This window comes from Dokdonia sp. Asnod3-C12 (genome assembly GCF_045063975.1).
In the GTDB taxonomy this organism is placed as follows: Bacteria; Bacteroidota; Bacteroidia; order Flavobacteriales; family Flavobacteriaceae; genus Dokdonia.
This window is the reverse complement of the sequence record NZ_JBEFNY010000003.1, coordinates 1,386,513-1,411,669: the sequence shown is the minus strand read 5'-3', so window position 1 is coordinate 1,411,669 and position 25,157 is coordinate 1,386,513. Positions and strand designations below refer to the sequence as shown.

The 25,157-nt window shown below is 37.5% G+C and carries 25 protein-coding genes; 11 read left to right on the top strand and 14 right to left on the bottom strand.

Going from position 1 to position 25,157, the window contains the following annotated elements; genetic code table 11:
* Window positions 1–69: 69 nt before the first annotated feature.
* From ACJJVW_RS06475 to ACJJVW_RS06465, 3 genes are all read right to left on the bottom strand, one after another.
* Window positions 70–3,465: a T9SS type A sorting domain-containing protein gene (locus ACJJVW_RS06475; RefSeq protein ID WP_405251114.1), complete on the bottom strand. Its 3,396-nt coding sequence runs from the start codon at window positions 3,463–3,465 to the stop codon at window positions 70–72.
* A gap of 142 nt (window positions 3,466–3,607) precedes the next feature.
* Window positions 3,608–4,111, bottom strand: a complete 504-nt coding sequence (locus ACJJVW_RS06470; protein WP_405251113.1) for a nuclear transport factor 2 family protein — start codon at window positions 4,109–4,111, stop codon at window positions 3,608–3,610.
* A 1-nt stretch (window position 4,112) separates the two neighbouring features.
* Window positions 4,113–4,712, bottom strand: a complete 600-nt coding sequence (locus tag ACJJVW_RS06465) for a hypothetical protein (RefSeq protein WP_405251112.1) — start codon at window positions 4,710–4,712, stop codon at window positions 4,113–4,115.
* Between the two features lie 113 nt (window positions 4,713–4,825).
* Here ACJJVW_RS06465 and ACJJVW_RS06460 point away from each other — a divergent pair, with 113 nt between their 5' ends.
* The 3 genes from ACJJVW_RS06460 to arfB are packed head-to-tail and all read left to right on the top strand — an operon-like array spanning window position 4,826 to window position 6,318.
* Window positions 4,826–5,776, top strand: a complete 951-nt coding sequence (locus ACJJVW_RS06460) for an NAD-dependent epimerase/dehydratase family protein (RefSeq protein ID WP_298323611.1) — start codon at window positions 4,826–4,828, stop codon at window positions 5,774–5,776.
* A 9-nt stretch (window positions 5,777–5,785) separates the two neighbouring features.
* Window positions 5,786–5,920, top strand: a complete 135-nt coding sequence (locus ACJJVW_RS06455; RefSeq protein ID WP_081804642.1) for a DUF2256 domain-containing protein — start codon at window positions 5,786–5,788, stop codon at window positions 5,918–5,920.
* Window positions 5,917–6,318 carry an alternative ribosome rescue aminoacyl-tRNA hydrolase ArfB gene (gene arfB / locus ACJJVW_RS06450; RefSeq protein ID WP_405251111.1) on the top strand — a complete coding sequence of 134 codons (402 nt, stop codon included), beginning with the start codon at window positions 5,917–5,919 and terminating at the stop codon, window positions 6,316–6,318. The genes ACJJVW_RS06455 and arfB overlap by 4 nt, the downstream gene beginning before the upstream one ends.
* A 98-nt stretch (window positions 6,319–6,416) precedes the next feature.
* On the opposite strand, the gene azu is transcribed toward arfB, so the two are convergent.
* Window positions 6,417–6,923, bottom strand: coding sequence for an azurin (gene azu / locus ACJJVW_RS06445; protein ID WP_405251110.1), 507 nt, complete (start codon window positions 6,921–6,923; stop codon window positions 6,417–6,419).
* 47 nt (window positions 6,924–6,970) lie between these two features.
* Window positions 6,971–7,945: a YheT family hydrolase gene (locus tag ACJJVW_RS06440; RefSeq protein ID WP_405251109.1), complete on the bottom strand. Its 975-nt coding sequence runs from the start codon at window positions 7,943–7,945 to the stop codon at window positions 6,971–6,973.
* Window positions 7,946–8,117: 172 nt separating this feature from the next.
* Here ACJJVW_RS06440 and ACJJVW_RS06435 point away from each other — a divergent pair, with 172 nt between their 5' ends.
* Both ACJJVW_RS06435 and ACJJVW_RS06430 read left to right on the top strand, forming a co-directional pair.
* Window positions 8,118–8,708, top strand: coding sequence for a TetR/AcrR family transcriptional regulator (locus tag ACJJVW_RS06435; protein WP_405251108.1), 591 nt, complete (start codon window positions 8,118–8,120; stop codon window positions 8,706–8,708).
* 93 nt (window positions 8,709–8,801) lie between these two features.
* The gene (locus tag ACJJVW_RS06430) at window positions 8,802–9,275 is read left to right on the top strand and encodes an acyl-CoA thioesterase (protein WP_405251107.1); all 474 of its coding nucleotides are present in this window, start codon (window positions 8,802–8,804) and stop codon (window positions 9,273–9,275) included.
* A gap of 69 nt (window positions 9,276–9,344) precedes the next feature.
* Here the strand turns inward: ACJJVW_RS06430 and ACJJVW_RS06425 are convergent, their stop codons facing one another.
* The 4 genes from ACJJVW_RS06425 to ACJJVW_RS06410 all read right to left on the bottom strand — a co-directional run bounded on the left by ACJJVW_RS06425 (window position 9,345) and on the right by ACJJVW_RS06410 (window position 12,375).
* Complete coding sequence (locus ACJJVW_RS06425; protein WP_405251106.1) at window positions 9,345–9,713, bottom strand: SnoaL-like domain-containing protein; 369 nt, start codon at window positions 9,711–9,713, stop codon at window positions 9,345–9,347.
* A gap of 285 nt (window positions 9,714–9,998) precedes the next feature.
* Window positions 9,999–11,129, bottom strand: coding sequence for a peptidogalycan biosysnthesis protein (locus ACJJVW_RS06420; protein WP_405251105.1), 1,131 nt, complete (start codon window positions 11,127–11,129; stop codon window positions 9,999–10,001).
* Window positions 11,122–12,015, bottom strand: a complete 894-nt coding sequence (locus ACJJVW_RS06415; RefSeq protein WP_405221906.1) for a DMT family transporter — start codon at window positions 12,013–12,015, stop codon at window positions 11,122–11,124. The genes ACJJVW_RS06420 and ACJJVW_RS06415 overlap by 8 nt, the downstream gene beginning before the upstream one ends.
* A gap of 6 nt (window positions 12,016–12,021) precedes the next feature.
* Entirely contained in the window at window positions 12,022–12,375 is a 354-nt protein-coding gene (locus ACJJVW_RS06410) for an arsenate reductase family protein (protein ID WP_298323631.1), read from the bottom strand.
* An 84-nt stretch (window positions 12,376–12,459) separates the two neighbouring features.
* Here ACJJVW_RS06410 and ACJJVW_RS06405 point away from each other — a divergent pair, with 84 nt between their 5' ends.
* On the top strand, window positions 12,460–12,924 hold the full coding sequence (locus tag ACJJVW_RS06405; RefSeq protein WP_405251104.1) for a DinB family protein: 465 nt from the start codon (window positions 12,460–12,462) through the stop codon (window positions 12,922–12,924).
* On the opposite strand, the gene ACJJVW_RS06400 is transcribed toward ACJJVW_RS06405, so the two are convergent.
* Window positions 12,914–13,636 (bottom strand): hypothetical protein, encoded by a 723-nt coding sequence (locus ACJJVW_RS06400; RefSeq protein WP_405251103.1) that lies wholly within the window; start codon window positions 13,634–13,636, stop codon window positions 12,914–12,916. The two genes, ACJJVW_RS06405 and ACJJVW_RS06400, sit on opposite strands and share 11 nt — an antisense overlap.
* Before the next feature lie 154 nt (window positions 13,637–13,790).
* Here ACJJVW_RS06400 and ACJJVW_RS06395 point away from each other — a divergent pair, with 154 nt between their 5' ends.
* Complete coding sequence (locus tag ACJJVW_RS06395; protein WP_405251102.1) at window positions 13,791–14,933, top strand: cystathionine gamma-synthase; 1,143 nt, start codon at window positions 13,791–13,793, stop codon at window positions 14,931–14,933.
* 67 nt (window positions 14,934–15,000) lie between these two features.
* Here ACJJVW_RS06395 and ACJJVW_RS06390 read toward each other — a convergent pair whose 3' ends face one another.
* Window positions 15,001–15,843 (bottom strand): THC0290_0291 family protein, encoded by an 843-nt coding sequence (locus ACJJVW_RS06390; RefSeq protein ID WP_405251101.1) that lies wholly within the window; start codon window positions 15,841–15,843, stop codon window positions 15,001–15,003.
* Window positions 15,844–16,053: 210 nt separating this feature from the next.
* On the opposite strand from ACJJVW_RS06390, the gene gdhA reads away from it, so the two are divergent.
* The 4 genes from gdhA (at window position 16,054) to ACJJVW_RS06370 (ending at window position 22,984) form a co-directional block, all read left to right on the top strand.
* Complete coding sequence (gene gdhA / locus ACJJVW_RS06385) at window positions 16,054–17,397, top strand: NADP-specific glutamate dehydrogenase (RefSeq protein WP_405251100.1); 1,344 nt, start codon at window positions 16,054–16,056, stop codon at window positions 17,395–17,397.
* A 175-nt stretch (window positions 17,398–17,572) separates the two neighbouring features.
* Complete coding sequence (locus ACJJVW_RS06380) at window positions 17,573–19,852, top strand: two-component regulator propeller domain-containing protein (RefSeq protein ID WP_405251098.1); 2,280 nt, start codon at window positions 17,573–17,575, stop codon at window positions 19,850–19,852.
* Entirely contained in the window at window positions 19,852–20,571 is a 720-nt protein-coding gene (gene recO, locus ACJJVW_RS06375; protein ID WP_405251097.1) for a DNA repair protein RecO, read from the top strand. The genes ACJJVW_RS06380 and recO overlap by 1 nt, the downstream gene beginning before the upstream one ends.
* A 1-nt stretch (window position 20,572) precedes the next feature.
* Complete coding sequence (locus ACJJVW_RS06370) at window positions 20,573–22,984, top strand: TonB-dependent receptor plug domain-containing protein (RefSeq protein WP_405251096.1); 2,412 nt, start codon at window positions 20,573–20,575, stop codon at window positions 22,982–22,984.
* A 50-nt stretch (window positions 22,985–23,034) separates the two neighbouring features.
* On the opposite strand, the gene rsmI is transcribed toward ACJJVW_RS06370, so the two are convergent.
* The 3 genes from rsmI to ACJJVW_RS06355 form a co-directional block, all read right to left on the bottom strand.
* Window positions 23,035–23,709, bottom strand: a complete 675-nt coding sequence (rsmI, locus tag ACJJVW_RS06365; protein WP_013750800.1) for a 16S rRNA (cytidine(1402)-2'-O)-methyltransferase — start codon at window positions 23,707–23,709, stop codon at window positions 23,035–23,037.
* Between the two features lie 41 nt (window positions 23,710–23,750).
* Window positions 23,751–24,113, bottom strand: a complete 363-nt coding sequence (locus tag ACJJVW_RS06360) for a DoxX family protein (RefSeq protein WP_405251095.1) — start codon at window positions 24,111–24,113, stop codon at window positions 23,751–23,753.
* A 144-nt stretch (window positions 24,114–24,257) separates the two neighbouring features.
* Window positions 24,258–25,106 carry a hypothetical protein gene (locus ACJJVW_RS06355; protein WP_405251094.1) on the bottom strand — a complete coding sequence of 283 codons (849 nt, stop codon included), beginning with the start codon at window positions 25,104–25,106 and terminating at the stop codon, window positions 24,258–24,260.
* Between the last annotated feature and the right edge of the window lie 51 nt (window positions 25,107–25,157).

The window sequence follows — 25,157 nt, the reverse complement described above, 5'->3', positions numbered from 1 at the left end:
AGGACGAAATTAAATTTTAAATGTTACATAAACAATCAAAAAAGCCCTCTGAGAAGAGGGCTTTTTTGATTATTTTAAAATTAATTTTTGAGTAATTTGTTGTTTGTCAGTATTAAGTTTAATGAGATATAAACCTGATGCAAATGTGCTCATGTCAAGCGGGTAATTACTTGATCCTTGAGGCGTATCAAATCTTTTGATAACAGACTTCCCTAAAATATCAAACACCTCTATGGATAATGATTGTTCTGCAGGCCACTGTATATTAAATATAGCGGTAGATGGATTCGGATAAATACTTAGTCCTTCTAGAACTGTATCTTCAATAGAAAGTTGCTCAGTTCCTATCTGTAAGTCATCTATTACAATGCCTTCCCTAGTTTCGGATTGGTCAGAATGAAATACAAAACGAAAGATCATACTAGTTTCTGATGCAAATGCACTAAGATCGTAGCTATAATCATTAAATGATGCGCTAGTTCCTGTCCATTGCGCTCCAGGGCAATTAAAACAGTTAGTATCTGGAAGTGTATCACTATTATACCAGTTAGGATCATTTGCTGTACCTAGAATATTCCAAGTAGATCCGTCATCTAGAGTATATTCTACATACATAATATCCCAATCTAATTCTAATTCGAAAGCCATTTTGAAAGATAGTTCTGGTATTTCTAAGGATGAAATGTCATAACATTTAGTAGTAAGATACTCTTTAATGTTATTTCCATGGTCACCACTTAGATTAGTAGCATAAACATTCTCACCAGATGCAGCTTGATTTAATAAAGTTCCATTAGGAACTCCTCTCTGCCATGTTTGTGCAGAAGTATCACAAGATGCATTTGCATTTTCTGTAAGAACAAGTAAATTATTCTCTGATGTTTCAAAATCATTCACTACATAGATTTCACCCACTTCATTGATAGCTATAGAAGTTCTTTTCTCATTGTTATCTTCTACTTGATCGCCATTAGTAGTTATTTGAGCTATTAATTCATAGGTTCCTACAGGTAGTCCTAATACTGGTAACTCTATGGTAGTCTCTTCTTGAGTAGCAAGGTTCCCTGTCCATTGCATTGTGTTTTGAATGCCTCCAGCTTCATAAGTTATAGTTGCTTCCGTTATAGAAGAGGTTCCATTATTTCTAAATGTTATTTCTGTAGGATTTTCTCCACAGGATATCACTTGATTGTTTAGAGGCGCTAGCGATGTCGCTGCAACGTCTGAAGATAGCGGCTGTGTATCAATATCTGTTTGCCAGATACCACGTCCATAAGTTCCTGCTGTAAGAACCCCGTTAAATTCGTTAACATCTAAGTCACGTACGGCTGTGTTTGGCAGTCCATTATCGAATGTTTCCCAGTCATTAGTGATGTCATCATATTTCCAAACGCCAAGTGCAGTCCCTAAAAACAGTGGGTTGTCAGAATGATTACTTTGATGTTTTAAAACCAATTTAGGCACATCTGGCAGAGAACCTGTAATATCATTTACCGTAATTGTATTATCTGTTATTGTTGCTTTATATACCTTACCAGATGTTCCTGCAGTAACTATATATAGCGTATTACTATCTCCATACTTCACTTCTAATGACGAGATATTTTCAGGAAATGATCTTAAAACGGTGAAGTCTACACCTCTATTTGAACTTTTATATAAAGTTCCATTAACTGCTACATACATAATTGAAGCGTTATTAGGATCTGTTTCTAAAAGATCTATGTTAAAACCAAATGACGAAGATCTTGGTACCCAAGAGTTAGAGCAAAAGTCAAGTTCATAAATCCTAGAATAACCCGCATACAGGCGTTTATCTTTAGCAAAGGCAAGTGGGGTTATCCAGTTACCAGATTCTGGAGAAGCAAAAGATCCAGAAAGAGAAGCACCTCCATCATTTGAGAAGAAAGGTCCACCTCCGGATTGTATAAAACCATACACTTTAGATGGGTCGTTCGGATCATAAATATTCTCCATACCGTCCGCTCCGTAATAGTTTTGCCACATACCATTTTTACGTGCGTAACCACCATTATCTTGAAGACCTCCAGATATAATAGAAGCATCTTCTGGTGCTACATCAATTCTGTAGAATTGACCGATGGCTAAACCATCTGTGTGGCTAGTAAAGTTTACTCCTCCATCATTAGAGCTGTAAAAACCGCCATCACTCCCACAATACAAAGTTCCATTTATGAATCTTAAATTATGAATATCAGCATGAGTGTAAGAAGGTGTATTTGGTTCATTCCAGTTATTCAATTTTGTAAAGCTAACACCTCCATTAGTAGATTTCCATACATTGAGCACCCCTGTGTAAATCTCATTTTCGTCAGTATCTGATACAGCAAAAGCAAAGTCAAACCATGCCTGAGTACTTTCAAAGATATCTTCTCCACCAGCAAAAGTTTGGTTGAATGAATCTCCACTATTTGATGATTTGTAAATATTACCAGCTCCAAAAGTATTATCCGATCTAAATACATAGAGTACATCAGGATTTGCTGGCGTAACATCTATTACTAATCTTGCGGCACCGGTAATATATCCGGTAGATATATTTGACCAAGTATCTCCTCCATCTAGTGTTCTAAATATTCTTGATGCATCTGCTGCATATAAAATATCTGAGCTACCTGGTTTAACTTTTAAGTCATCAAAATTTCCGCCGAGTACATTATTCCAGTTTGCACCACTATCTACTGTTTTAAAAATACCAGTACTTGTAGCAACCCACAATGTCTTACTATCTGCAGGATCTAAGTATATTTCATTCATAGTCGTTGGACTATTACTCTCATTAAGGCCCGTAGTGCTCCATGTAGCTCCGCCATCTGTAGATTTCATAACACCTATACTTGTTGAGTCTCCAGCATCATCATCACCAGTGGCGATATATATGATATTAGTATCGGTAGGATCGATAGCAATACCAGAAACCCCTATTTGAGGAAGTTGATCTGTAAGTGGGGTCCAAGAGTCTCCAGCATCTGTAGATTTCCAAATTCCTCCTGCAGGTGTTCCTACGAAGAGTGTATTTGGATTTGTAGGATCTACTGCAAATGCATTAACACGTCCCTGACCAGCAGACCAAGAGCCAGTATTAGTATGTGTAAGCGGGCCTATATTTCTCCAGTCGCTATCATCTGCTTGCGTAGACCTTGATTGACTATTAATTTCTTGCCAGACATCCCAAAGTTGCTTTTGTGACATGACAGTGCCATCTTCATTTAGGTAATTTGAATACAGAGATTCCCATCTTTTAAAAGGCTTATAACCGCTTCCTTTGACTGTTTCATCTTTTCCTTCCCAGTATGTATTAAAGGAGTCAACAATTTCTTGAAAAGTAGGTTCCGTGTTTCTGCTAGAATCATTAAACGGAGCCATCCATGGCGCAGTCGATCCTATTTGAGCATTGGTCATAAATGTGACCAAACATAATGTAAATAGTAGTAGTTTTTTCATAGTTTATTTTATTGAATATCAAATATAATACGCATAGTCATTATTGCATAATTATATCGATGTAAAATGCCTAAAAAGCTATGAAAAATCTAATAAATACAATCTCAAGGTGAGATTTTAACAATGAACGACAGGGTTCAGCTTAAATTTTATTAGACCTGTTTTTTATGTACTCAGTATCCCATTCCTTTTTAAGATTAGTGAGTGCTGAGACATTTTCATTAGGCACTGCGATAGAAAGGACATAGTGTTGTATTTTCCATTGCCCATCTACTTTCTTCATAATTCCAGATCCTCTGCATACACCCATTTGTGTACTAAGGTGTTCATCAAACCAAGCGATGGTATCATCACTAGTAGATAAATACACATTACGCTCAATAGGAGTAAAGCTCCATGCTTTGCCTTTGTCAAAATAAGGTTTTGAGAAGGATTTAAATTCTTCTAGCTGCCAGTTTTCTGTTGCATCTGTACCTATAAACACAGCATCGCTAGTCATCAGCCCAAAATACGTTTCAAAATCAGCATCTGCAGCTGCTTTGTGCCAAGAGTTAAGAGAGACTTCTATATCTTTTTTTATAATAGATGTGTCTTGACCGTATGCGGTACTAATAGTTAGCGCAAAGAATACAAATAAGATTTTCATGTTAATTAGGTGTTTGCTCGTCTGCCTTTTTACTAGCAGCTTGTTCATTTTCTTGTTTTATCTGCTCTAGCAAGTCTTTAAAGCTAGTATCAAAAAGTTCGTTGAGTTGCAAATTTAGATCTTGGTAGGCATTATATAGTTCGCCAATTTTTTTAGAAATATCCTCTGCTACTGGAGTGTTGAGTTGGGCGCTGTTTTGGAGCACTTTTGCCTTAGTTTCTATAGCAACTAGACGCGCATTTACTGCTTTAGTCTGTACTGCCTCTGGTGTAACTGGGGCTAGATCTTCTTCTGCTTGCTCTAAATTAATATACAAGGCATCTACATCTATTATTTTGAGGCGCAATTCACCTAGAGTGTTAGATGGTAAGCTATCAATAGCGGCAGAAAGATCCTTGTAAAATGACCAGTTTTTGACTCCTTCTCGTGCTTGTGGTGTGAGACGTATGGCGGCTTTAAGATTTTTAGGGGTGGGAAGCTGTACGGTGTCATTGCCCACTAATATTACGTTCTCTTTTGGTTTTGGAGAAGCTTCTTTTTGGCTACAAGAAGTGGTGATAATAAATGAAAGAATAATTAAAAAAGGAAGTAACTGTTTCATAAAATCTTATACTGAGCGCTTAACAAAAGTAGGTTAATTGGGTATATACGCGCAATATTTATGATTAAGTTTGCATACGCTTTCGCGAAAGCGTACTACTAAAAACACACAATATGAAATCTAGAATACTCATCATAGGAGCTTGCGGTCAGATAGGAACGGAGCTTACCATCGCTTTACGTAACAGATTTGGTGCAGATAAGGTTGTAGCCAGTGACATCCGTGAAGGAAATGAAGAGCTGATGAGTGAGGGGCACTTTGAGCTTCTGGATGCAACAGACTTTGCCGCGGTAGAAGATGTAATTTTTAGATATAAAATTGATACAGTGTACTTAATGGCGGCTATGTTATCTGCAATTGCTGAGCGTTTTCCTGCCAAAGCTTGGCATCTTAATATGACAACGCTGTTTCATATTTTAAACTTAGCAAAAGACAAGAAGGTTAAAAAGGTATTTTGGCCATCAAGTATTGCTGTTTTTGGAGAAACTACTCCTTCAGAAAATACTCCCCAACTTACGGTTATGGAACCATCAACCGTGTATGGAATATCAAAACAAACTGGGGAACGCTGGTGTGAGTACTATCATAAAAAGTACGGTGTAGATGTGAGAAGCATACGCTACCCAGGGCTTATAAGTTATACAACAGAACCTGGTGGAGGAACTACAGATTATGCAGTAGATATATACCACAGAGCACTTAAACATGGTAACTACCGTTGTTTCTTACAGGAGGGAACAGTGTTACCTATGATGTATATGGAGGATGCAATTAGAGCAACTATAAATATCATGGATGCTCCTAAAAAGGATGTAAAAATACGCTCGTCATATAATCTTGCAGGAGTAAGCTTTGCGCCAGAAGATGTAGCTCAAAGTATTCAAAAAGTAATTCCAGAGTTTGAAATCGAATATGAACCAGATTTTAGACAAGCCATAGCAGATTCTTGGCCAGGTTCTATAGATGATAGTGAAGCTCGTAAAGACTGGGGATGGGAACATAAATTTGACCTTGATGCCATAACTAAGATTATGCTTGATAATCTTAAATTACAATATAGCTAAGCTCATATTTTGAAAAAACAGCACCTTCCTACAAAAGTATGTCCTGTTTGTGAAAGACCTTTTGCATGGCGAAAGAAGTGGGAGAAAAACTGGGATGAAGTTATTTATTGCAGTGAGCGATGTAGAAGAAATAAAAACCAATGAACAAGGAGTTACTACTTACCGAACTTACATTTAAGGCAACGAGAAGTAGCGGCCCTGGAGGACAGCATGCAAATAAAACAAGTTCAAGAGTAGAGTTATCTTGGGCTATGTATGAATCTGCTGCAGTAACAGAGGTAGAGCTTGAGTTACTCAAAGAAAAACTTAGTCATAGGCTTACAAAAGAAGGGGTGTTGCTGCTCGCTTCTCAAACCTCACGTAGTCAGCACAAAAACAAAGAGGATGTGATAAAACGCCTGTTTGCATTACTAGAGGTAGCAGTACAAAGACCTAAGATTAGAATAAAGAAACGTCCTTCTAAGATGGCAAAACTTAAACGCCTTAATGCTAAAAAGGTACAATCTGAAAAGAAAGCAAACAGACGCAAACCGTCGTATTAATTGACACTCGATTTACTATAGAAGAATATAGAGTAATGAAAAAAGCCATCAAGAGTTACAACTCGTGATGGCTTTTTTTAATATAACTGTGGTGTGATTTACTCCACAATAAACTTTCCTTTCATTAATCCAGAATGCCCTGGGAAACTACAGATAAAGTCATAAGTTCCAGCTGCTGGAGCAGTAAATGTTACTGAGGTAGTCTGGCCACCACCTATCATTTTTGTGTGTGCTATAATCTGGTCTTCATTTGCAATCCAGTCTTTTGCCTCGCCAGCGGTAGCTGCTGCTGCCGAAAATTCTGGTATAGACGTACCTTGCTTAAGCAATACAAAGTTATGTCCCATAACCTTAATTCCTATTTTTCCAGTATGACGGAAGGTAAGAGTCACCTCTTGTCCAGCTTTTACCTTAAGCTCGCTCTTGTCATATTTCATAAGGTCATTACCTGCAAGTGCTAGATTTACAGTGTTCTCATCTGCTTTTGTAGCAGCTTTTTTTGATCCTATTTTTACAGTCTCTTTAGTTTCTTTTTTCTCTCCTTCTCCACAACTTACCATTATAGTAGCTAGTGCAATCACTGCTAGAAATCCTTTAATTCTCATAATTTATAGTTTTGTTTATTAATATAAAGATAACTAACGCATACTTTTTACTCCATATTTTTTTGAAAAAACTCAAGAGTACGCAGTTCATTATAGTAAAATTCTCCTTTCATATAGAATCCTACATGACCTCCATGGTCTGGCATTTCTAAGTGTATACTATTAGAGTTTTTTGCCTGTGCTATAGGATAGCAATCACCGTGAAGAAAGCTATCATTCTTTGCATTGAGAATAAGGGTAGGTACAGTAATCTTATCAAGGTAGTCAAAGCTGCTTGCTCTGGCATAATAATCAAGTGCATCCTCAAAGCCATGTGCGGGTGCGGTATACAGATCGTCAAAGCGTTTTAAGCTATTGATTTTTTTATAGTCTTCCTTATTCATCTTATCAGGAAACTGCTGCATCTTCTTGCGATACTTTGCTTTAAGATGCACTAAAAATGAAGTTCGATATACGATGTTTTCTCTCTTAATAAGTTGTTCAAGAGAGGCTTTAAGATCTGCAGGAACACCTATGCAGGCAGCACAAGTCACTTGTGAGGGTATGTGATCTTGCTCTCCTAGATACTTGAGTACTGCATTGCCACCTAGACTTACTCCATATAGATTAATATGGCTGTATGCTCTAGTAACGAGTGTGTTTACTACAAATCTAATATCGCCGGTATCGCCGCTGTGATATGATCTATACAGTCTATTCTGGCTACCGCTGCATCCTCTAAAGTTTATGGCAGCCACATCATAACCATGATTGCTCAACAATTTTGCGGTGCCTAGTATGTAAGGTCGCTGTGCGTCTCCCTCAAGTCCATGTAGTAATACTGCAACTTTTTTAATGTTACCTTCTTGTGGTGTCGCGGCTAGTGTCCAGTCTATATCTATATAATCTCCATCTGGAAGCTCCATGCGCTCACGAGTCTGCGTGATCCCTTTTACACGTCTAATCTTTGCAGAATAAATGGTCGAAAAATGTGGGTCTTTAAAAAGTCCGCTTGCGCGAAAACTTGAGGGTACAATGGGCATTATGTAAGGTGGTGTACTATTAGTAAAAAACTATTAAGAGATTATAAAAATAGGTAGAATTAAGCTTTCGCGAAAGCGTAATAATCAAACCTATAGAAAGTAGTTTTATTTAATGTTTTCTTTTATGAAACAAACATTCCAATTATATTTATCAAGATTATAACTTCATAAAATGCCTAGAACAGAAGATTTTGATAGAGAAATTGTACTAGCAAAAGCAAGAGATTTGTTTTGGCAAAAAGGATATAATGGTACGAGCATGAGTAATCTTGTAGAAGTTACGGGACTTAATAGGTCTAGTATTTACAACTCGTTTGGCAATAAAAAAGCCATTTATAAAACCTTATTGATACAGTACCAAGAAGAAAATGAAAAGATATATACAAATGCTTTAGTACGAGCATCTAATCCGCTAGAGGGAATTCGTTTTGTATTTGAAAATTTTATAGAGGAGATTGTAAAAGATAGCCAAGGAAGAGGTTGCTTTAGTATAAACTGTAAAGTGGAGCTTAGTAGGGAGGACGAGTCAATAAGAGATTATCTCGAGAAGATGCAAGAGCACAGAATAGAGTTTTTTAAGGGCTTAGTGCAAGAAGGGCAAGATGCACACCTTATAAATACAAAGCAGTCTGCATCACAGTATGCTTATTTTCTATTCTGCACTTTTCAAGGTATACGTACCACAGGGATATTTTTGAGAAATCGCGATACTTTACAGCAAATTGTACACAACGCGTTTGGGGTATTGCGTCGGGATTCTTAACCTATTCTTAAGTCTATAAAAGATTTTGAAATTGTAATTTTACAAACTAAGTAGCACTAACCATAGCGCATAAGCGCATTAAATAATTATAATATGTACACGAAGGAATTTGATATACGATGGAGTGATATAGATGCAAATCGTCATCTAGCAAACTCTGCCTATGTAAATTTTATGTCTCATACTCGTATGGGCTTTATGATTGAGAACGGACTAAGCCAGCGAGAAATGGTAACTCATAATATAGGACCGGTGATTTTTCATGAGCAGTTGTTCTTCTTTAAAGAAGCTTTTCAAGGTAAACCTATTACCGTAACGTTTGAACTAGGTGGAGCTAGTGAAGATGGTATGTTTTTTAAGTTTGTACACAATTTTTACGATTACAAGGGAAGAAACCTAGCTCGCGGAAGCATGATGGGAGCTTGGATTGATCTTACTACTCGTAAAACTATCGGACTACCAGAAGCATTAACACCTATGCTCGAGAATGCACCAAAAACACCAGACTTTAAAATTCTTACTAAGGAAGACATGCGCTCACACGGGCAAACGCCTATAGATAAGTAATAGCAAGCATTAATAAGGAAATCCCGGGTATATAATGTACAAACGCATTGTAAACCCGGGATTTTTTATTTATTGTCCAGGCATATCATAGAAAAACTGCTCCTGTACAATCTTTCCATCTTTTACTTGATATACGGCAAGCTCAGATGTTTGTGAACGCTGCTGGCTAGGTTTATGTGTAGTATCCATATCAAAACGCACAGAAAACCAATTATCTGCCACTGTAGGCTCGCTGGCTTTACTGCTGTGTACTTCAAAAGTATTTTCCCACCATTCTCCTTTCTTTGCAACTTCTTGCATTCCTTCTGCACGCGCATTTTCTGCCCAAGCGGGTTCCAAGCTTACAATATCAGGGCTGTATAATTCTTTATAGCAACGCTCATAATTACCTTCATTACACCAGCTCACTAAATTATTTGCAATTTCATTAGTCTTCATAAGTCTTTGATTTTTAGTTGTTCGCAATAAATGTAGTGAAGTTTTTTTAGAAATATATTTGCTAATTATGTGAATGTTAAAAAAAGTGTTAAAAATTTTAACACTTTTTTACTATATTTAGCAATATCTAGTTTATAAAAATATAGATGTGAGAGGAGTTTACTGAGATTTTAACGAAGATCAAATGAATAGCAGCTTACTTAAATTTTTCAATATTAGTGTAGATTGATAACCATAATTTAATGAAGATATAATAGTATCTACGCTAAGTAGATGCTATTGAATTTAAATTTTAAATGGGTTATGTTGTTTATATTCTGTCATTTTAATCTGGCGTATAAATGGTTTAAAAAACATATTTGCCACAGTACGACGGTGTTTTATATAACATCTTAAGTGCTCTGGCGTTGCTCCTAGAGTACTTTTAATTTCAGATGCAGTTCTGCCTAAGTTAATGTCTTTCACCCCTAGTAAAAGACCTAATCGAATATAATCGTTTAACATTCTTGGGTAGATGGCATCTGTTTTATTTACAGTATAATCAAGCCCAACATAATGAGCGCTGAGCTGTTCGTCATGTAAAAAAGCGGTTGAGAATCCTACTATTTCCCCTTTCTTACTGTAGGTGCTAATGATTACATTTTCGGGAAACCGCTCTTTAAGTAATGCGTAGGTTTCAATGTCAATAAAAGCAGTGTTAAACAAGGCTTTCTCTGCAACATCTAGATATAAGGATTTAAGTTTTTCTTTATGAGTTCTTATTTCGTTCGCTGTAAGTGAATTTTGTATAAGAGCGTTACTAGACGAGTCTGCCTTATTAACTTTTATACGGTATTTTGATTTTAAAGAGCTTTTGTAATCCTCAAAATCTTTCCAAGCAACATTTACGTGCATATTAGGTTCGACGGCAAATGATTGAAAGTGCTGTTTTTCTACTACACTGGCAGCGGTGTCTTGTGTGGCATTAAAGTCTTTCAAAAAGCAAACACTTGATTTAGTGGTTTTTTGTAGTGTTTTAAGCTTTCGCGAAAGCATATCATAAATACGTCTTCTATCTATTCCTTGTTTAACCCATATCCCATACTCCCCGCTTAAAAATACATTCCCACAAACTAGAATGTGCGTTTTTTTATTGCTTAGGTAGCATTGTACAGATTTGGCTAGTTTTTGATAATAGGGAAGATTACTTGATGCGCTCTCAAGAGAAACTCGCACACGCTGGAGAATAGCGATAGCGATAGGTTTCTCTCTACTCATGAAAACTAAATACCGATAATCTATCGTGTTATTTGCCTCTTCAAAAGAAGCCAAAAATAGTTTTGAAAAGTAAAAGGTTTGATCACAACCTAATTCTCTGAAGGTGGTGTCAGGGATGTCGTTTATAGTAAAAAACTCTTGAGTGGTTATTTTAGGCAATTGCTTTTTTTCGTTTAGTACTTAAATATACACCTAAGAAAATAAGTGCAGCAGCAATAATTCTAATAGTAGTAAGCGTATCTGCACCTAAGATAATCGCTACAATGGTTGCGATAAGAGGTTGCAGGTATATAAATGCGCCTATAGTTGATGGTTTAAGCTGCTTTAAAGCAAATACATTAAAGAGATATGTAAGATAGGTCGTACCTACTACCACAAAAGCCATGACTCCTATGACATTAGGAGGTAATGTACTCCAGGATACCTCAAGAAATTGAGGAAGCCCGATAGGTGCGTTTGTAAATACCGCAATAAGGAAAAACCATTTCATTAAGGTAATTGACGAGTACTTTGCGGTGAGTGGCTTTACAAGAATTAAATAAACAGAGTAGGCAGTAGCATTAATCATAAAGAGCATGTTACCTAACGTAATGTTAGGGGCATTTTCTTGTGTTTTGGCGCCAAAGAGGATCAAAACCAATGCGCCCACTAGACCTATAGCAATACCAGAACCTTTAAGCCAAGTGATCTTTTCTTTTAAAAATATAGCAGAAAGCACAAGCAATATGACGGGAGATAATGTGATCACCACACTGCTATTTATGGGAGTAGATAGTTGTAGCCCTTTAAAAAACATGAGCATGTTTATGGTCATCCCAAAGAGTGCGCAAAGTAGCATACGCCACCAGTCTTTACGTTCTATCTTTTCTGAAGGAAAAAACAAACTTGTAATCCAGAATAGAACCGCTGCTCCTAGTACCCTAAGCATAATAAATCCATACGCCTCGATGTAGGTGGGCATCAAATCCTTTGCTAGCGTGTGATTAATACCGTAAATAAAACTAGCGCCAAAGGCTGCAAGAAAGGCGAGATGACGCTTACTCATATTTAACTATTTTGCAAATGCTTCAACGGCAGCAGCAACTACTTTCTTACTGTTTCCCACAAAGATTTTATCTTCTACAATCATTACAGGTCGTTTTAAGAAAGTGTAATGCTCTAGAATAAGATTTTTATAATCATCTTCAGATAGTGTCTGTTCATTAAGACCGCGTTTACGATATAATTGTGCTCGCTTGCTAAAAAGAGCTTCATAAGACCCTTCCATTTCTTTCATCTCTTCTACTTGAGATAACGTCATAGGCTCAGATTTAATGTCTTGCATAATGACATCATCACTAGGGTTAATTTCAGAAATGATGCGCTGGCAAGTATTACAAGTAGAGAGGTGGTAGATTTTCTTCAAAATAAGGTGGTGTATTTCAATTACAGTATAAAAATACCGCCTATCTCTACTAAAATGAATTATTTTTAAGGAAAATTAAACCCAATGGAATACACCTTTGATATTTGCCTAAAAAACCGCCACCTTCTAGAGCGTTTTATTAAGAGTCACACACTTGAAGAGCTTAATAAAATACCTGATGGTTTCAACAATAATATTATTTGGAATATAGGTCATAGCATCGCTACACAACAACTTCTTACCTACGGACTTTCTGGTCTCACCCCAGCTGTATCTATGGAGTTTATTAATAGTTATAAGAAGGGTACAAAGCCAGAAAAAGATGTAACTCAAGAGGAACTAAACCTCATACACGAGATGCTTTTTGATACTCTTAAGACACTTCAAAAAGATTATGAGGCGGGTATTTTTAAAGATTTTAAAGAATATACGCTTTCTACCTCGGGAGGAACATTGTCAAAAGTAGAGCATGGACTTGATTTTAATAACTTTCACGAAGGTTTACATCTAGGGTGTATTATACAGTTATCTCGACTCGTTAAAGGTTAAGGTAATCCTGAGAAAGTTCCCAAGAGATAGTAATCTGCTTATCTTCCATATTAAATGAGGACACACCCATATCATTATAAATAAGAACAATACCTTCTTCGGTAAACCCTACTTCTTTTAGGTAGCTATCGGGAAGGTTTGATGGTGTAACGTCAAATGTTTCTTGCGGATATTCTTTTTCAAATTGCGCTTTCGCGAAAGCGTAAAAATCATCATCGAGCAAATCGTCATCTCTATATTCCTTACCAGTTTGTGGATTGATATTGAGATACATTTCGTTATCAAAACCACTCGCACCGCCCATAAATTGATATGAATAGAATACTATTGATAGTAAGTTGTTAGAACCAAATGATATCGCAGAATCTATAGTGATTTCATGAGCGTCCGAAAGTTCTGTAGTTTCTGGATATGATATTTGTGAGTTATTAATATAGAGTTCAATGGCGTCATTAATAGAGCTAGGTGAACTTTCTGTCTCGTTATAAAGTGTATTTATAGTAGAAGTCTGAACCCAGTTATTAACGGTGATAGCAGCTTCTTCTGGTATTTCCATATTGAGAATCGATAGTGCAATTTCTGGACAAGGCTGGCTATTGCAAATAGCAAAGTCTTTTGTAGAATAACTATCTGTACTAGATGTATAGGTGATTGTCTTTTCGCAGCTTATAAAAAGAATAATTACAAGTATAGAAGGGAGCAGTTTTTTCATAAGATAAAGGTAGTTGATATGCTCTCAAAATAAAAGCAACATATACTAGGAGACCACTCCTTCTTATAATCATGATGGCTTGTCATCAGTTATTGTATTTTTATATTTCTTACGATGTAAGGAGAAAGAGCTTTTTTACTTAAAGAACACTACAATGAAATTTAATACTAAGACAATACACGGGAAACAGCATCCAGATAAGGCTTATGGATCTGTTATGCCTCCCATATACCAAACTTCTACTTATGCACAGTCTACTCCAGGCGGTCATAAGGGATATGAATATAGTCGCTCTGCAAACCCAACGCGTCATGCGCTTGAACAGTCGCTTGCGAGTATAGAAAATGGAGAATACGGAATCGCTTTTGCATCTGGACTTGCTGCAATAGATGCAATAATGAAATTGCTCAAGCCGGGGGATGAGGTGGTCTCAACGAGTGACCTTTATGGTGGTACGTATCGGCTTTTTACTAAGATATTTGAAGGTTTTGGCATAAAGTTCCACTTTGTTGGAATGCAAGATGTAAAGAATATAGAGACATATATAAATGAAAACACAAAGCTCATTTGGGTAGAGACGCCTACAAATCCGATGATGAGTATTATTGATATTGAGGCAGTTTCATCAATATCAAAAAAGTACAAGGTGCTCTTTGCTGTAGATAATACATTTGCAACCCCTTATTTGCAATTACCACTAGACTTAGGTGCCGATATTGTGATGCATAGTGCCACAAAGTATTTAGGGGGTCATAGCGATCTGGTTATGGGTGCTCTTATTGTTAAGGACAAGGAACTGGCAGATAGATTGTACTTTATACAAAACGCAAGTGGGGCGATAAGTGGACCTCAAGATAGCTTCTTGGCATTGCGTGGTATAAAAACCTTACATGTGCGTATGCAACGACACTGCGAGAATGGCAAGGCTGTTGCTCACTATCTTAAGTCTCATCCTATGGTTGATAAGGTATACTGGCCTGGCTTTGAAGATCATCCTAATCATCATATTGCCAAAAGACAGATGAAGGACTACGGAGCTATGATTTCATTTACTACTAAGCAAGATTCTCTTGCTGGTGCTGTAAGCTTTGTAGAGAAATTAAAAATTTTCACGCTTGCCGAAAGCCTAGGGGGTGTCGAGTCGCTTGCAGGTCATCCAGCATCAATGACTCATGGTTCTATCCCTAAAAAAGAACGAGAAAAACTCGGAATCAAAGATTCCTTAGTGAGGCTAAGCGTGGGTATTGAAGATGAAGAAGATCTCATAGCAGATCTTAAACAGGCACTAGAAAACTAACCTTGTAAAACAGAAAAGCGACTTTGAAATTATCAAAGTCGCTTTTCTGTTTATTCTTTATAATAAGTTAATCTAGGTAATAGATGTATCCTACATTGACCCAGAAAATCCAGTCATTCACTTTATTGTCAGGTCTTGGGTCAGGGTTAAGTCCATCTACCCAGTTAGAAAAGTAGTAGTGCCATCTCAAATCTAAATTAAGATCACTTAGTACGCTTAGTTTATATCGTGTCCCTATACTTCCTGCGATTGCCCAGGTTGTTCCAGGTTGTGTGTCAACTCCTGTCCCAAACTCGCCATCACCTACATTAAAGCCTTCAATTATAGCAGGTCCCGTGTCAAAAGGATCCTGAGTGTAGGGGTTGAGCACTTGTCCAAAAATATTCCCATCTGCTCTCAAATCAGTAGTTGCACTAGGATTATAAGAAACAAAGTGGGCACCAAGACTCACATATGGAGCAAATTTAAAAGCTCCTGCTGCAAAGTCTCTTATGCTAAGTGGGTAATATTCTAAATGAGAACCTATTTCTAGAACGCTCGCTTTTCCTTTGTGATTACGTAGTCTTAAACCACCAAAATCATTGTCGTCTGTTTCTGGACCAAAATTATTAAGGTTTGTAAAATGATAATCAATTTCATTACGAACTTTAAAGTGATCATTAAAATACGTGTATCGGGAGTAGCAGTTACAATCTGCTTGATATGAGAAGTTTAGGTAGTGAACGATACCTACTCCAAATCCTGTATTGCCTATATTTGTTTCTTGATTACCACGCTCACCATAGTCTGCTTGGAATGCAACTGGACCCGCAATCACGCCAAGTTCGTGCGAAAATCCAAATTGAGCATTTAAGCTCTGATGCGCCATCATAAAAGATAGCAATGCCAACAGTAGGTACTTGGCTTTCATAAGTAGGTAATTTGAGTGAGACAAATATATGAAATAATGTCAAACACCGAAATTTCCAAGTATATTCCCCATTTCTTGTAAGTTTAATCTTACTTGTTGATTTGTTCATTGTGATATTCTAAAAAAAATGCGCATAAAATCAAGGATACCGTATATTTGTAACCAGTAAAAATTGATTTGTAAAATACATTCTCACAATAGATTAAACTTATGTCAGACAGCATTAAAAAATTTGTCGATTATGTTGCTAAGAGCAACCCAAACGAGCCAGAATTTATGCAGGCCGTTCACGAGGTAGCAGAAACTGTAATACCTTTTATAGAAGAAAATCCTAAATATCAAGGGAAGAAACTTCTTGAGCGTATGGTAGAACCAGAGCGTACGATTATGTTTCGTGTGCCATGGACAGATGATTCTGGAGAGATACAGGTTAATAGAGGATACCGTGTAGAGTTTAACAGCGCTATTGGTCCTTATAAAGGGGGTCTTCGTTTCCACCCATCTGTAAATCTTAGTATTCTTAAGTTTTTAGGTTTTGAGCAAGTTTTCAAAAACAGCCTTACTACATTACCTATGGGTGGTGGTAAAGGTGGATCTGATTTTGATCCAAAAGGAAAATCTGATGCAGAAGTAATGCGTTTTTGCCAAAGCTTTATGAGCGAGCTTTCTCGTCATATAGGCCCTAATACAGATGTACCTGCGGGAGACATTGGAGTAGGAGGCCGTGAGATAGGATACATGTTTGGACAGTACAAGAAACTTCGTAATGAATTTACGGGAGTTCTTACTGGAAAAGGATTATCATACGGTGGTTCATTAATGAGGCCAGAAGCAACAGGATACGGAGACGTATATTTTGCACAAAGTATGCTTAAAACTAAAGGAGAAACTTTTGAAGGTAAAAAAGTTGCAGTTTCTGGATCAGGAAATGTTGCTCAATATGCTACAGAAAAAGTAACTCAATTAGGTGGTAAAGTAATCACTATGTCAGACTCTGGAGGATATATCGTAGATAACGATGGTATTGATGCAGAGAAGCTAGCATTTATAATGGAGCTTAAAAATGTAAAACGTGGCCGCATAAGCGAGTACACAGAAAAGTATACTTCTGCAGAGTACCATGAAGGTAAGAGACCTTGGGGAACAAAAGTAGATGTGGCTTTACCTTGTGCAACTCAAAATGAGCTTGACGGTGATGAAGCAAAAACTTTAGTAGATAACGGATGTATCTGTGTTGCTGAAGGAGCAAACATGCCTTGTACACCAGAAGCAATTGAAGTATTCCACAAAGCAAAAATCTTGTTTTCACCTGGAAAAGCTTCAAACGCTGGAGGAGTTGCTACTTCTGGACTTGAAATGTCACAAAACAGTTTACGTTACAACTGGACAGCAGAAGAAGTAGATGAGAAGCTACACAACATTATGCTTGATATACATGAAGCATGTGTAACTTATGGTAAAGATGAAGATGGTTACGTAGATTACGTAAAAGGAGCAAACGTTGCAGGGTTTGTAAAAATCGCAGATGCAATGCTAGCACAAGGAGTAGTATAATAACTGCTTTATATAGTTTTTAAAAAGGGTGGCTTAGGCTACCCTTTTTTTTGTTACGCTTTCGCGAAAGCGTACTTCTACATAAAATCATACTAATATATGTAAATGCCTCATTTCGATTCATAGTGCAATAATTGTACATTTGATCGTTTTAAATAAATAAGATTTTCTTGCTGTGAACATACGTCTTCTTCTTATTGTATTCTTGGTTTCATCTATTGCGGTGGCACAAGATTTTTCTGAAGATTGGACAGCACATTTTTCTTATAACCAAACCGTTGGTATCACCTCTGGTAATGATAAGGTGTATGTAGCATCTGAGAATGCGGTTTTTATTTATAATACACTAGATGGCACTACCACAAACCGAACTACGGTAAATGGTCTTTCTGGTAATTTAATCTCTTCTATATATTATAGTGAGAGTTTTGACACGCTCTTCGTGGGTTATGAAAATGGAGTGATAGATGTAATTGTAGGTAATACTTCTGATGTACTTACGGTTGTAGATATTTTTAATAAACCAGCCATTCCGCCAGATCGCAAGCGTATCAACCACTTTGAAGAATATAACGGATTTGTCTATATAGCTACAGGTTTTGGGGTATCACTTTATGATGTAGAGAGACTTGAGTTTGATGACTCCTATTTTATTGGCAATAATGGTGGGCTTTTAGATATAGGTAGTACTGCTGTACAAGAACCATATATTTATGCCGCAACCCTAGATGGTGGATTACGTAGGGCACTCGTTGCAAACGAGAATCTTATAGACTTTAATAACTGGGAGACAACTCGAAATGGCGCTTTTGAGAAAATTATAGAATTTGACAATAACCTTTACTTACAAGAGGATAATGGTCTTCTAGTCTCATCTGACGGATTAGATTTTTCTGTTTTTCAAAATTTTCCAACTTCCATTATAGATGTGCGATCTAACAATGAAAATATTACAGTAACATTAAACGCTCGTGTTCTTATATATGATGTAACTGGTACCCAAGTTCAAAATTATGGGGCTATAGAAGATTTCAACCCTATATATGCCACTGCAATTATAGAAGATAGTGCTGTGTATATAGGAACATTAGGGTCTGGTGTGGCTCTCTTTAATATCACAACTCCGGGAGACATAACCCGTTTATTACCTAATGGACCGTTAGAAAATGCACATTTTGACGTAGCAGCAAGTACGGGTTCTGTGTGGTCTGTTTTTGGTGATTATACTGTTTCATACAATCCATTCCCACTTAAAAGGCAAGGGATAAGTCGTTATAGTGAGGTAGAGGGATGGAGTTTTATTCCGCAGGAAGATTTTTTTGGGGCGAGCAACTTTGTGCACATTGCCATTAATGATCAAGATCCATCCCGATTATATGCTAGCTCTTTTAATGGAGGACTTGTGGAGATTATAGATGAAACTCCAAGTATTCTCTATGATGAAAATAATAGTCCGCTTTTACCGGTGGCTACCACGACAAATGATGTAAGAGTAAATGGAGGAGCATTTGATAATGAAGGTAATTTCTGGGTGACTAATGCGCGTTCTGTATTAGGTTTACAACGAGTTTCTCCTAGCGGACAGTTTACTCCATTTAATACAGAAGAGATTCTTGCTGGTGAAGATGCAAACTTAGATGCTGTTGCTATTACCCCAGATGGTAATATTTTTGTGGGGACAGATAGAAGAGGTGTTATTGCTTTTAATCCAGGTACAAATACGTTTGCTCGTCTAGCAGGCGAGGATGGCGCTGGAAACCTTCCCATAGATGATATACGATCACTAGCCGTAGATAGAAACGGAGCGCTGTGGGTAGGCACAAGATTAGGTTTGCGAGTATTATTTGGTCCTTCACAACTCTTTGAAAATCCTCAGGTAAGTGCAAATGCTATCATAATATTACAAGATGGCATTGCTCAAGAGCTACTTAATGATCAGGTAGTGACAGACATTATCGTAGATGGCGCAAATAATAAGTGGCTTGCCACTGCAGATTCAGGAGTGTTTTATGTGAGTCCTAATGGTCAAGAAACGATTTTTCATTTTACAACAGATAATTCACCACTTCCTTCAAACACGGTACAATCTGTAGCAATTGATCCAGAAACCGGTAGTGTGTATTTTGGTACGATAAGAGGAATGGTAGCTTTTGATGGCTCCTCCACCGCACCAGCCGAAGATCTTGAAGAAGTGCTCGTGTACCCAAACCCCGTAAGGCCTGGGTTTAATGGTAATGTGCGTATTGAAGGGCTTACTGCAAATACTAATGTAAAGATTACAGATTTAGTGGGTAATCTGGTCTATGAAGAAAACACCACGGGAGGAAGCATTGAGTGGGATACTACTGCTTTTGGGCGACATAAAGTTGCCTCTGGAGTCTACCTTATTATTATTACGGGACCTCCAGAAGAGTTGCAAGAAACTACCATTGAGAAAGTCATGATCATTAGATAATGCTAGTAAAAACAGAAGCCATTGTATTTTCTGCTCTCAAATATGGAGAGGCAGATCTCATTGTAAAAGCCTTTACAAAAAGTAGCGGACTCAAATCTTACCTTATTAGAGGAGTTTTAAAATCAAAGAAAGGTAAGCTTCGAGTTGCCATGTTCCAGCCGCTCACACATTTAGAGATTGAAGCAAATCATAAGGATAAGGGAACTTTAGAAAGTATACGCGAGGCAAAAGTGGTCACGCATTACACGAGTTTACATACGGAAGTGGCAAAAAGTGCCATTGTTTTTTTTATTGCAGATGTACTTAGATCTTCTGTGCAAGAGGAAGAAGAAAACGTACCTCTCTTTGATTTTATAGTGAACGCTAGCTTATGGCTAGATTTAAATAATACGATTGCAAATTTTCATTTATTATTTCTTTTGAAGCTAAGCAGCTACTTAGGTTTTTATCCTGATGACTCAGAGGTTCAGCATGAGTACTTTAACTTGATGGACGGGATGTTTGAAAATCTAGGAGCAAGTATTTACTGCCGTTCTGGGCAGGATATCGAGTTGTTAAAGTTATTCTTGGGCACAAATTTTGATGCACTAATTTCTATCAAACTAAACCAAAAACAGCGCACCTCTTTTCTCAACATGCTATTACAGTATTATGAGTTACATTTACACGGTTTTAAAAAACCTAGATCACTAGCGGTGCTCAACTCAATTTTCAGCTAAAATGCGCATACTTTTTACCCTACTCTTATTAGTAGCTGTCTCTGTACAAGCCCAAAAAATCACGGTGCTTGATGTAGACACGCGCGAACCTATAATAGGAGTTGCTATTTTTAATAAAGATAAAAGTAAAAGTGCTCTCACAGATTTTGATGGGAGAGCAGATGTGACCGCTTTCGCGAAAGCGGAAATCCTTTATTTTCAAGAAGTCGCACATAAAGACGCGCAATACAGCAAAGCTCAGATCATAGCACTTTCTAACAGAATCTTCTTAAAGCAGAAGGACAATCAGCTTACGGAAATTGTGCTCTCTGCAAGCAAATTTGCACAAAGCCGAAAAAATGTTCCACAAAAAATTGTAGGGATCTCTTCTGAAGATATACAGCGCGCAAACCCACAAACAGCAGCAGATTTACTACAGGCAAGTGGCTCTGTATTTGTGCAAAAAAGTCAGCAAGGTGGAGGCAGTCCTTTGATAAGAGGATTCTCTACAAATAGGTTACTCATCACGTTAGATGGCGTTCGTTTTAATACCGCAATCTTTAGAGGTGGAAACGTACAGAATGTAATCTCAATAGATCCATTTACTATAGATCGTACAGAGGTGCTACTAGGTCCAGGATCTGTAATTTACGGTAGTGATGCCGTGGGAGGAGTAATGAACTTTTATACAAAGCAGCCTAAGCTTTCATTTACAGAAAATCACTTAGTTACTGGTACTGCTGTCGCACGTGTAAATACTGCAAATAATGAAAGGACAGGACATTTTGATATCAATATAGGTAAGCGCAACTGGTCTTTTCTTACTAGTGCAAGCTACTCAGATTATGATGACCAGCGTCAAGGGAAGCACGGTCCAGATGATTATTTACGCACTGATTTTGTAAAAATTATAGACGGCGTTGATACCGCCGTGGTTAATGATGATCCTTTAATACAAGAAGGCTCAGCTTTTAACTCATTAAACTTGATGCAAAAAGTGCGTTTTAGGCCTAACGATACTTGGGATTTTAACCTAGGTCTTATTTATGCCACCACTTCAGATTATGATCGTTATGATAGATTAACGAGAAAAAGAGATGGAGAGTTTAGAGCAGCAGAGTGGTTTTATGGACCGCAACAGTGGTTTATGACTAACCTCCAGATTGATAAAGAAGGATATGGGAGTTTTTACAATCGTGCAAGAGCAACCATAACGTACCAAAACTCTAAGGAAAGTAGAAACGACCGGGATTTTGGCGGAACAGATTTTTTTGAAACAGATGAGAATGTAGATGCTTTTTCTGTAGGCTTAGATTTTACAAAAAACCTGAAGTCAAAGCGTAATAAAGTCTTTTATGGACTAGAGTATGTACATAATAAAGTAGGATCTAATGGTCAAGTAACAGATATCACTACAGGAACTATAAGCAATCAGGCTTCTCGTTATCCAGACGGATCTACATGGCAGTCTCTCGCTGCCTACGGGACTATACAATTAGAACTTACAGAGAAGACGCGCCTGCAATCTGGATTGCGATATAACCACATACTACTTGCAGCCGATTTTTCTGATAACAACGAGTTTTTTGCACTGCCTTTTGACAAAGCAGATTTAAGTACTGGAAATCTTACAGGAAGCATAGGTGTCACTCATGAAATTTCTAAGGCAGTAAGCCTCAAAGCAAATCTAGGAACAGCGTTTAGAGCACCTAACATTGATGATGTGGGTAAGATTTTTGATAGCGAACCAGGATCTGTGGTAGTGCCTAATCCTAATCTTAAATCTGAGTATGCTTACAATGGCGAACTAGGATTTAATTTCAATTTTTCTAACGCACTAAGGCTGGATGTAAACGGTTATTACACATTGCTGGAGAATGCATTAGTACGTCGTGATTTTGATCTTGATGGCGTGACAGAGATAGCATATCAAGGTGAATTAAGCAATGTACAAGCAATACAGAATGCCTCAAAAGCTGAGGTTTATGGTATAGAAATAGGCGCAAATGCAAAGCTTTCTAAAACCTTAAAGCTTACAGGGCAGTTTAATTATACGAGTGGTGTAGAACAAGATGAAGATGGTAGTTACATTCCGTTTAGGCACGTGGCGCCGCTTTTTGGTAATAACCATTTAATATGGACTAGTAATAAATGGACGCTAGATGCTTCGGTGGCTTATAGTGGCTCTTTTGATTTTGATGAACTTGCTCCTAGTCAGCAAAGTAATGACCACCTATATGCTCTTGATAGTGATGGTAACCCTTACTCGCCTAGCTGGTATGAACTTAGTTTAGGTAGCCGTTATGTGCTTTCAGATAGTTGGTCTTTTACAGCAAATCTTGATAATATCACAGACCAGCGATACCGCACATATTCATCTGGAATAGCTGCTGCGGGAAGAAATTTAATACTGGCGGCGACTTATAATTTTTAAAGTTACGCTTTCGCGAAAGCGTACCAAACAACAATAATTCAACGAGCTTACTACTTGCTTTTTCCTCCTACTATAATGACAATCTCACCTTTAGGAGGTTTGTTTGTATAATGGGCAAGTACTTCTGTAGCAGTCCCGCGTACAGTTTCTTCATGTAATTTTGTAATCTCTCGAGAGACAGAAACTGGACGGTCTGCACCAAAATACTCTATAAAGTGACCTAGTGTTTTTATGAGTTTATGAGGTGATTCATAAATAATCATCGTGCGCGTTTCTTCTTGAAGTGCTAGAAAGCGAGTTTGGCGCCCTTTCTTTACAGGAAGAAATCCTTCAAAAATAAACTTATCATTGGGGAAGCCGCTATTTACAAGTGCAGGTACAAATGCTGTTGCACCTGGTAAGCAGTCTACTTCTATACCTGCCTCTACACAAGCTCTAGTGAGTAAAAATCCAGGGTCTGAGATGGCGGGAGTTCCTGCGTCACTTATACATGCAATTACCTCACCTGCTTGAATACGTTTTACAATGGTATCCACTGTCTGGTGTTCATTGTGCATGTGGTGACTCATCATCTGTGTGCCTATTTCGTAATACTTAAGTAGCTTACCACTCGTGCGAGTGTCTTCAGCTAGTATAAGATCTGCTTCCTTAAGTATGCGAATAGCACGGAAGGTCATATCTTCAAGATTACCAATAGGTGTAGGGACTAAGTAGAGTTTTGACATGCCGCAAAGTTAGTGATTAATGATAGTTTGTAGTTGTAAAACTAACGATACATAGGTCGAACTTCTTTCCCAAAAAAGTAAGAAGCAAGTAGTAATACTAATGCAACTAATGTCAAAGTGATATCATGATCTGCTTTGTAGTGTGCGGCAGTTGCGAGAACTACGTCAAAAAATATTCCAGCATAAGCCCACTCTGTAAGCCATGGAATTCCTCTCCATAATAACATAAGGATTGCACATATTTTTAATACGGCTAGCGGTATCACAACATATGTAGGATGATTTAGAGCCTTAAAAAAACCTTCAACCATCTCTGTATTTCTAAAATACATTTGAGCAGAGTAGAGCATGATAGCACAAATGCCTATTGTGGTGATCCAGTAAATAATACGTTGTACTTTCATAGTAAGCTAGTTTTGATTTTAGAATTGAAAAGGAAGCGTTGAACGATGCACTTTTGCGCATTTGTCGTAATGGTTAATCAAAACTTAATATGTTTTTACTGTAATCTGTCGTTAACTACCTTATTTACGAGCAGTGTGAAGTTTTTAAGAATACCTTCCTTCCACAATTTCAAGAAAGCGAGTTTCTTGTACTTCTTTACCTTCCCAGTTATTATAATCAGGTTTTACCATCTGAGAGATAAAAGTGTTGGCTTCTGCTGCAGAGCCAAAGGTTTCTAGTTGGCTTAATACTCTATTATAGTCTGAGGTGCTTCCAGCGAATAAATGTTTTATGAAGGAGAGCTTGTCGTTAAGTCCAATTTTTAAACCAGTTTTTAAACGGTCATTAAGGTTCTTAGGCTTATCATCTACTACTTCTTCATTAGTAATTTCTTTAGGTTCAAAAATGGGCATTTGGCCATATTCATTTCCTATTTCAAAACTATCTGCTTTTCCTACTGCTGGTTGAGGTGGTATGATTGCGTCTATTACCTTATCAATATCTGCAGCCTCAGGAGTCATTTCTGGCCACATATCTTTAATTTTTTCAATCACAGGCTCATGTACAGGCTCATCGTCATCATTGTATTGAGTGCCATCTGGTCTGTGGTGATCATCTGTTCCTTTTGCTTCGGCGTATCTAGCTTGGTTATCTGCTAGTATTTCGGCAGGCGTTCTTGTAGGAGAAGGTGTGGTAGTGGTTTGAGTTTCTAGATTAGTTGGCGATGGTTTGCTTGCTGGCGCAAGTTCCTCATTTACCATTACTTCCTCCAGTTCTCTAAGTCCCAAAGTAGGTTTTCCCGCATTTTCAAGCTGTTCTGCATAGGCAAGAACGGTGAGCTTTTCATGCAGTTTTCTAGTTGTATCTGCCAGTTGTTTATAATCTGCATTGTCGCGTAGTTGTAGAATTTTATGAGCTATACTTACGAGTTCTGCCTTTATAGTTTTCTTCATAACTTTGAGATATGTGGAGCGGTTTCAACGTAATTTTGATACATTTACCTC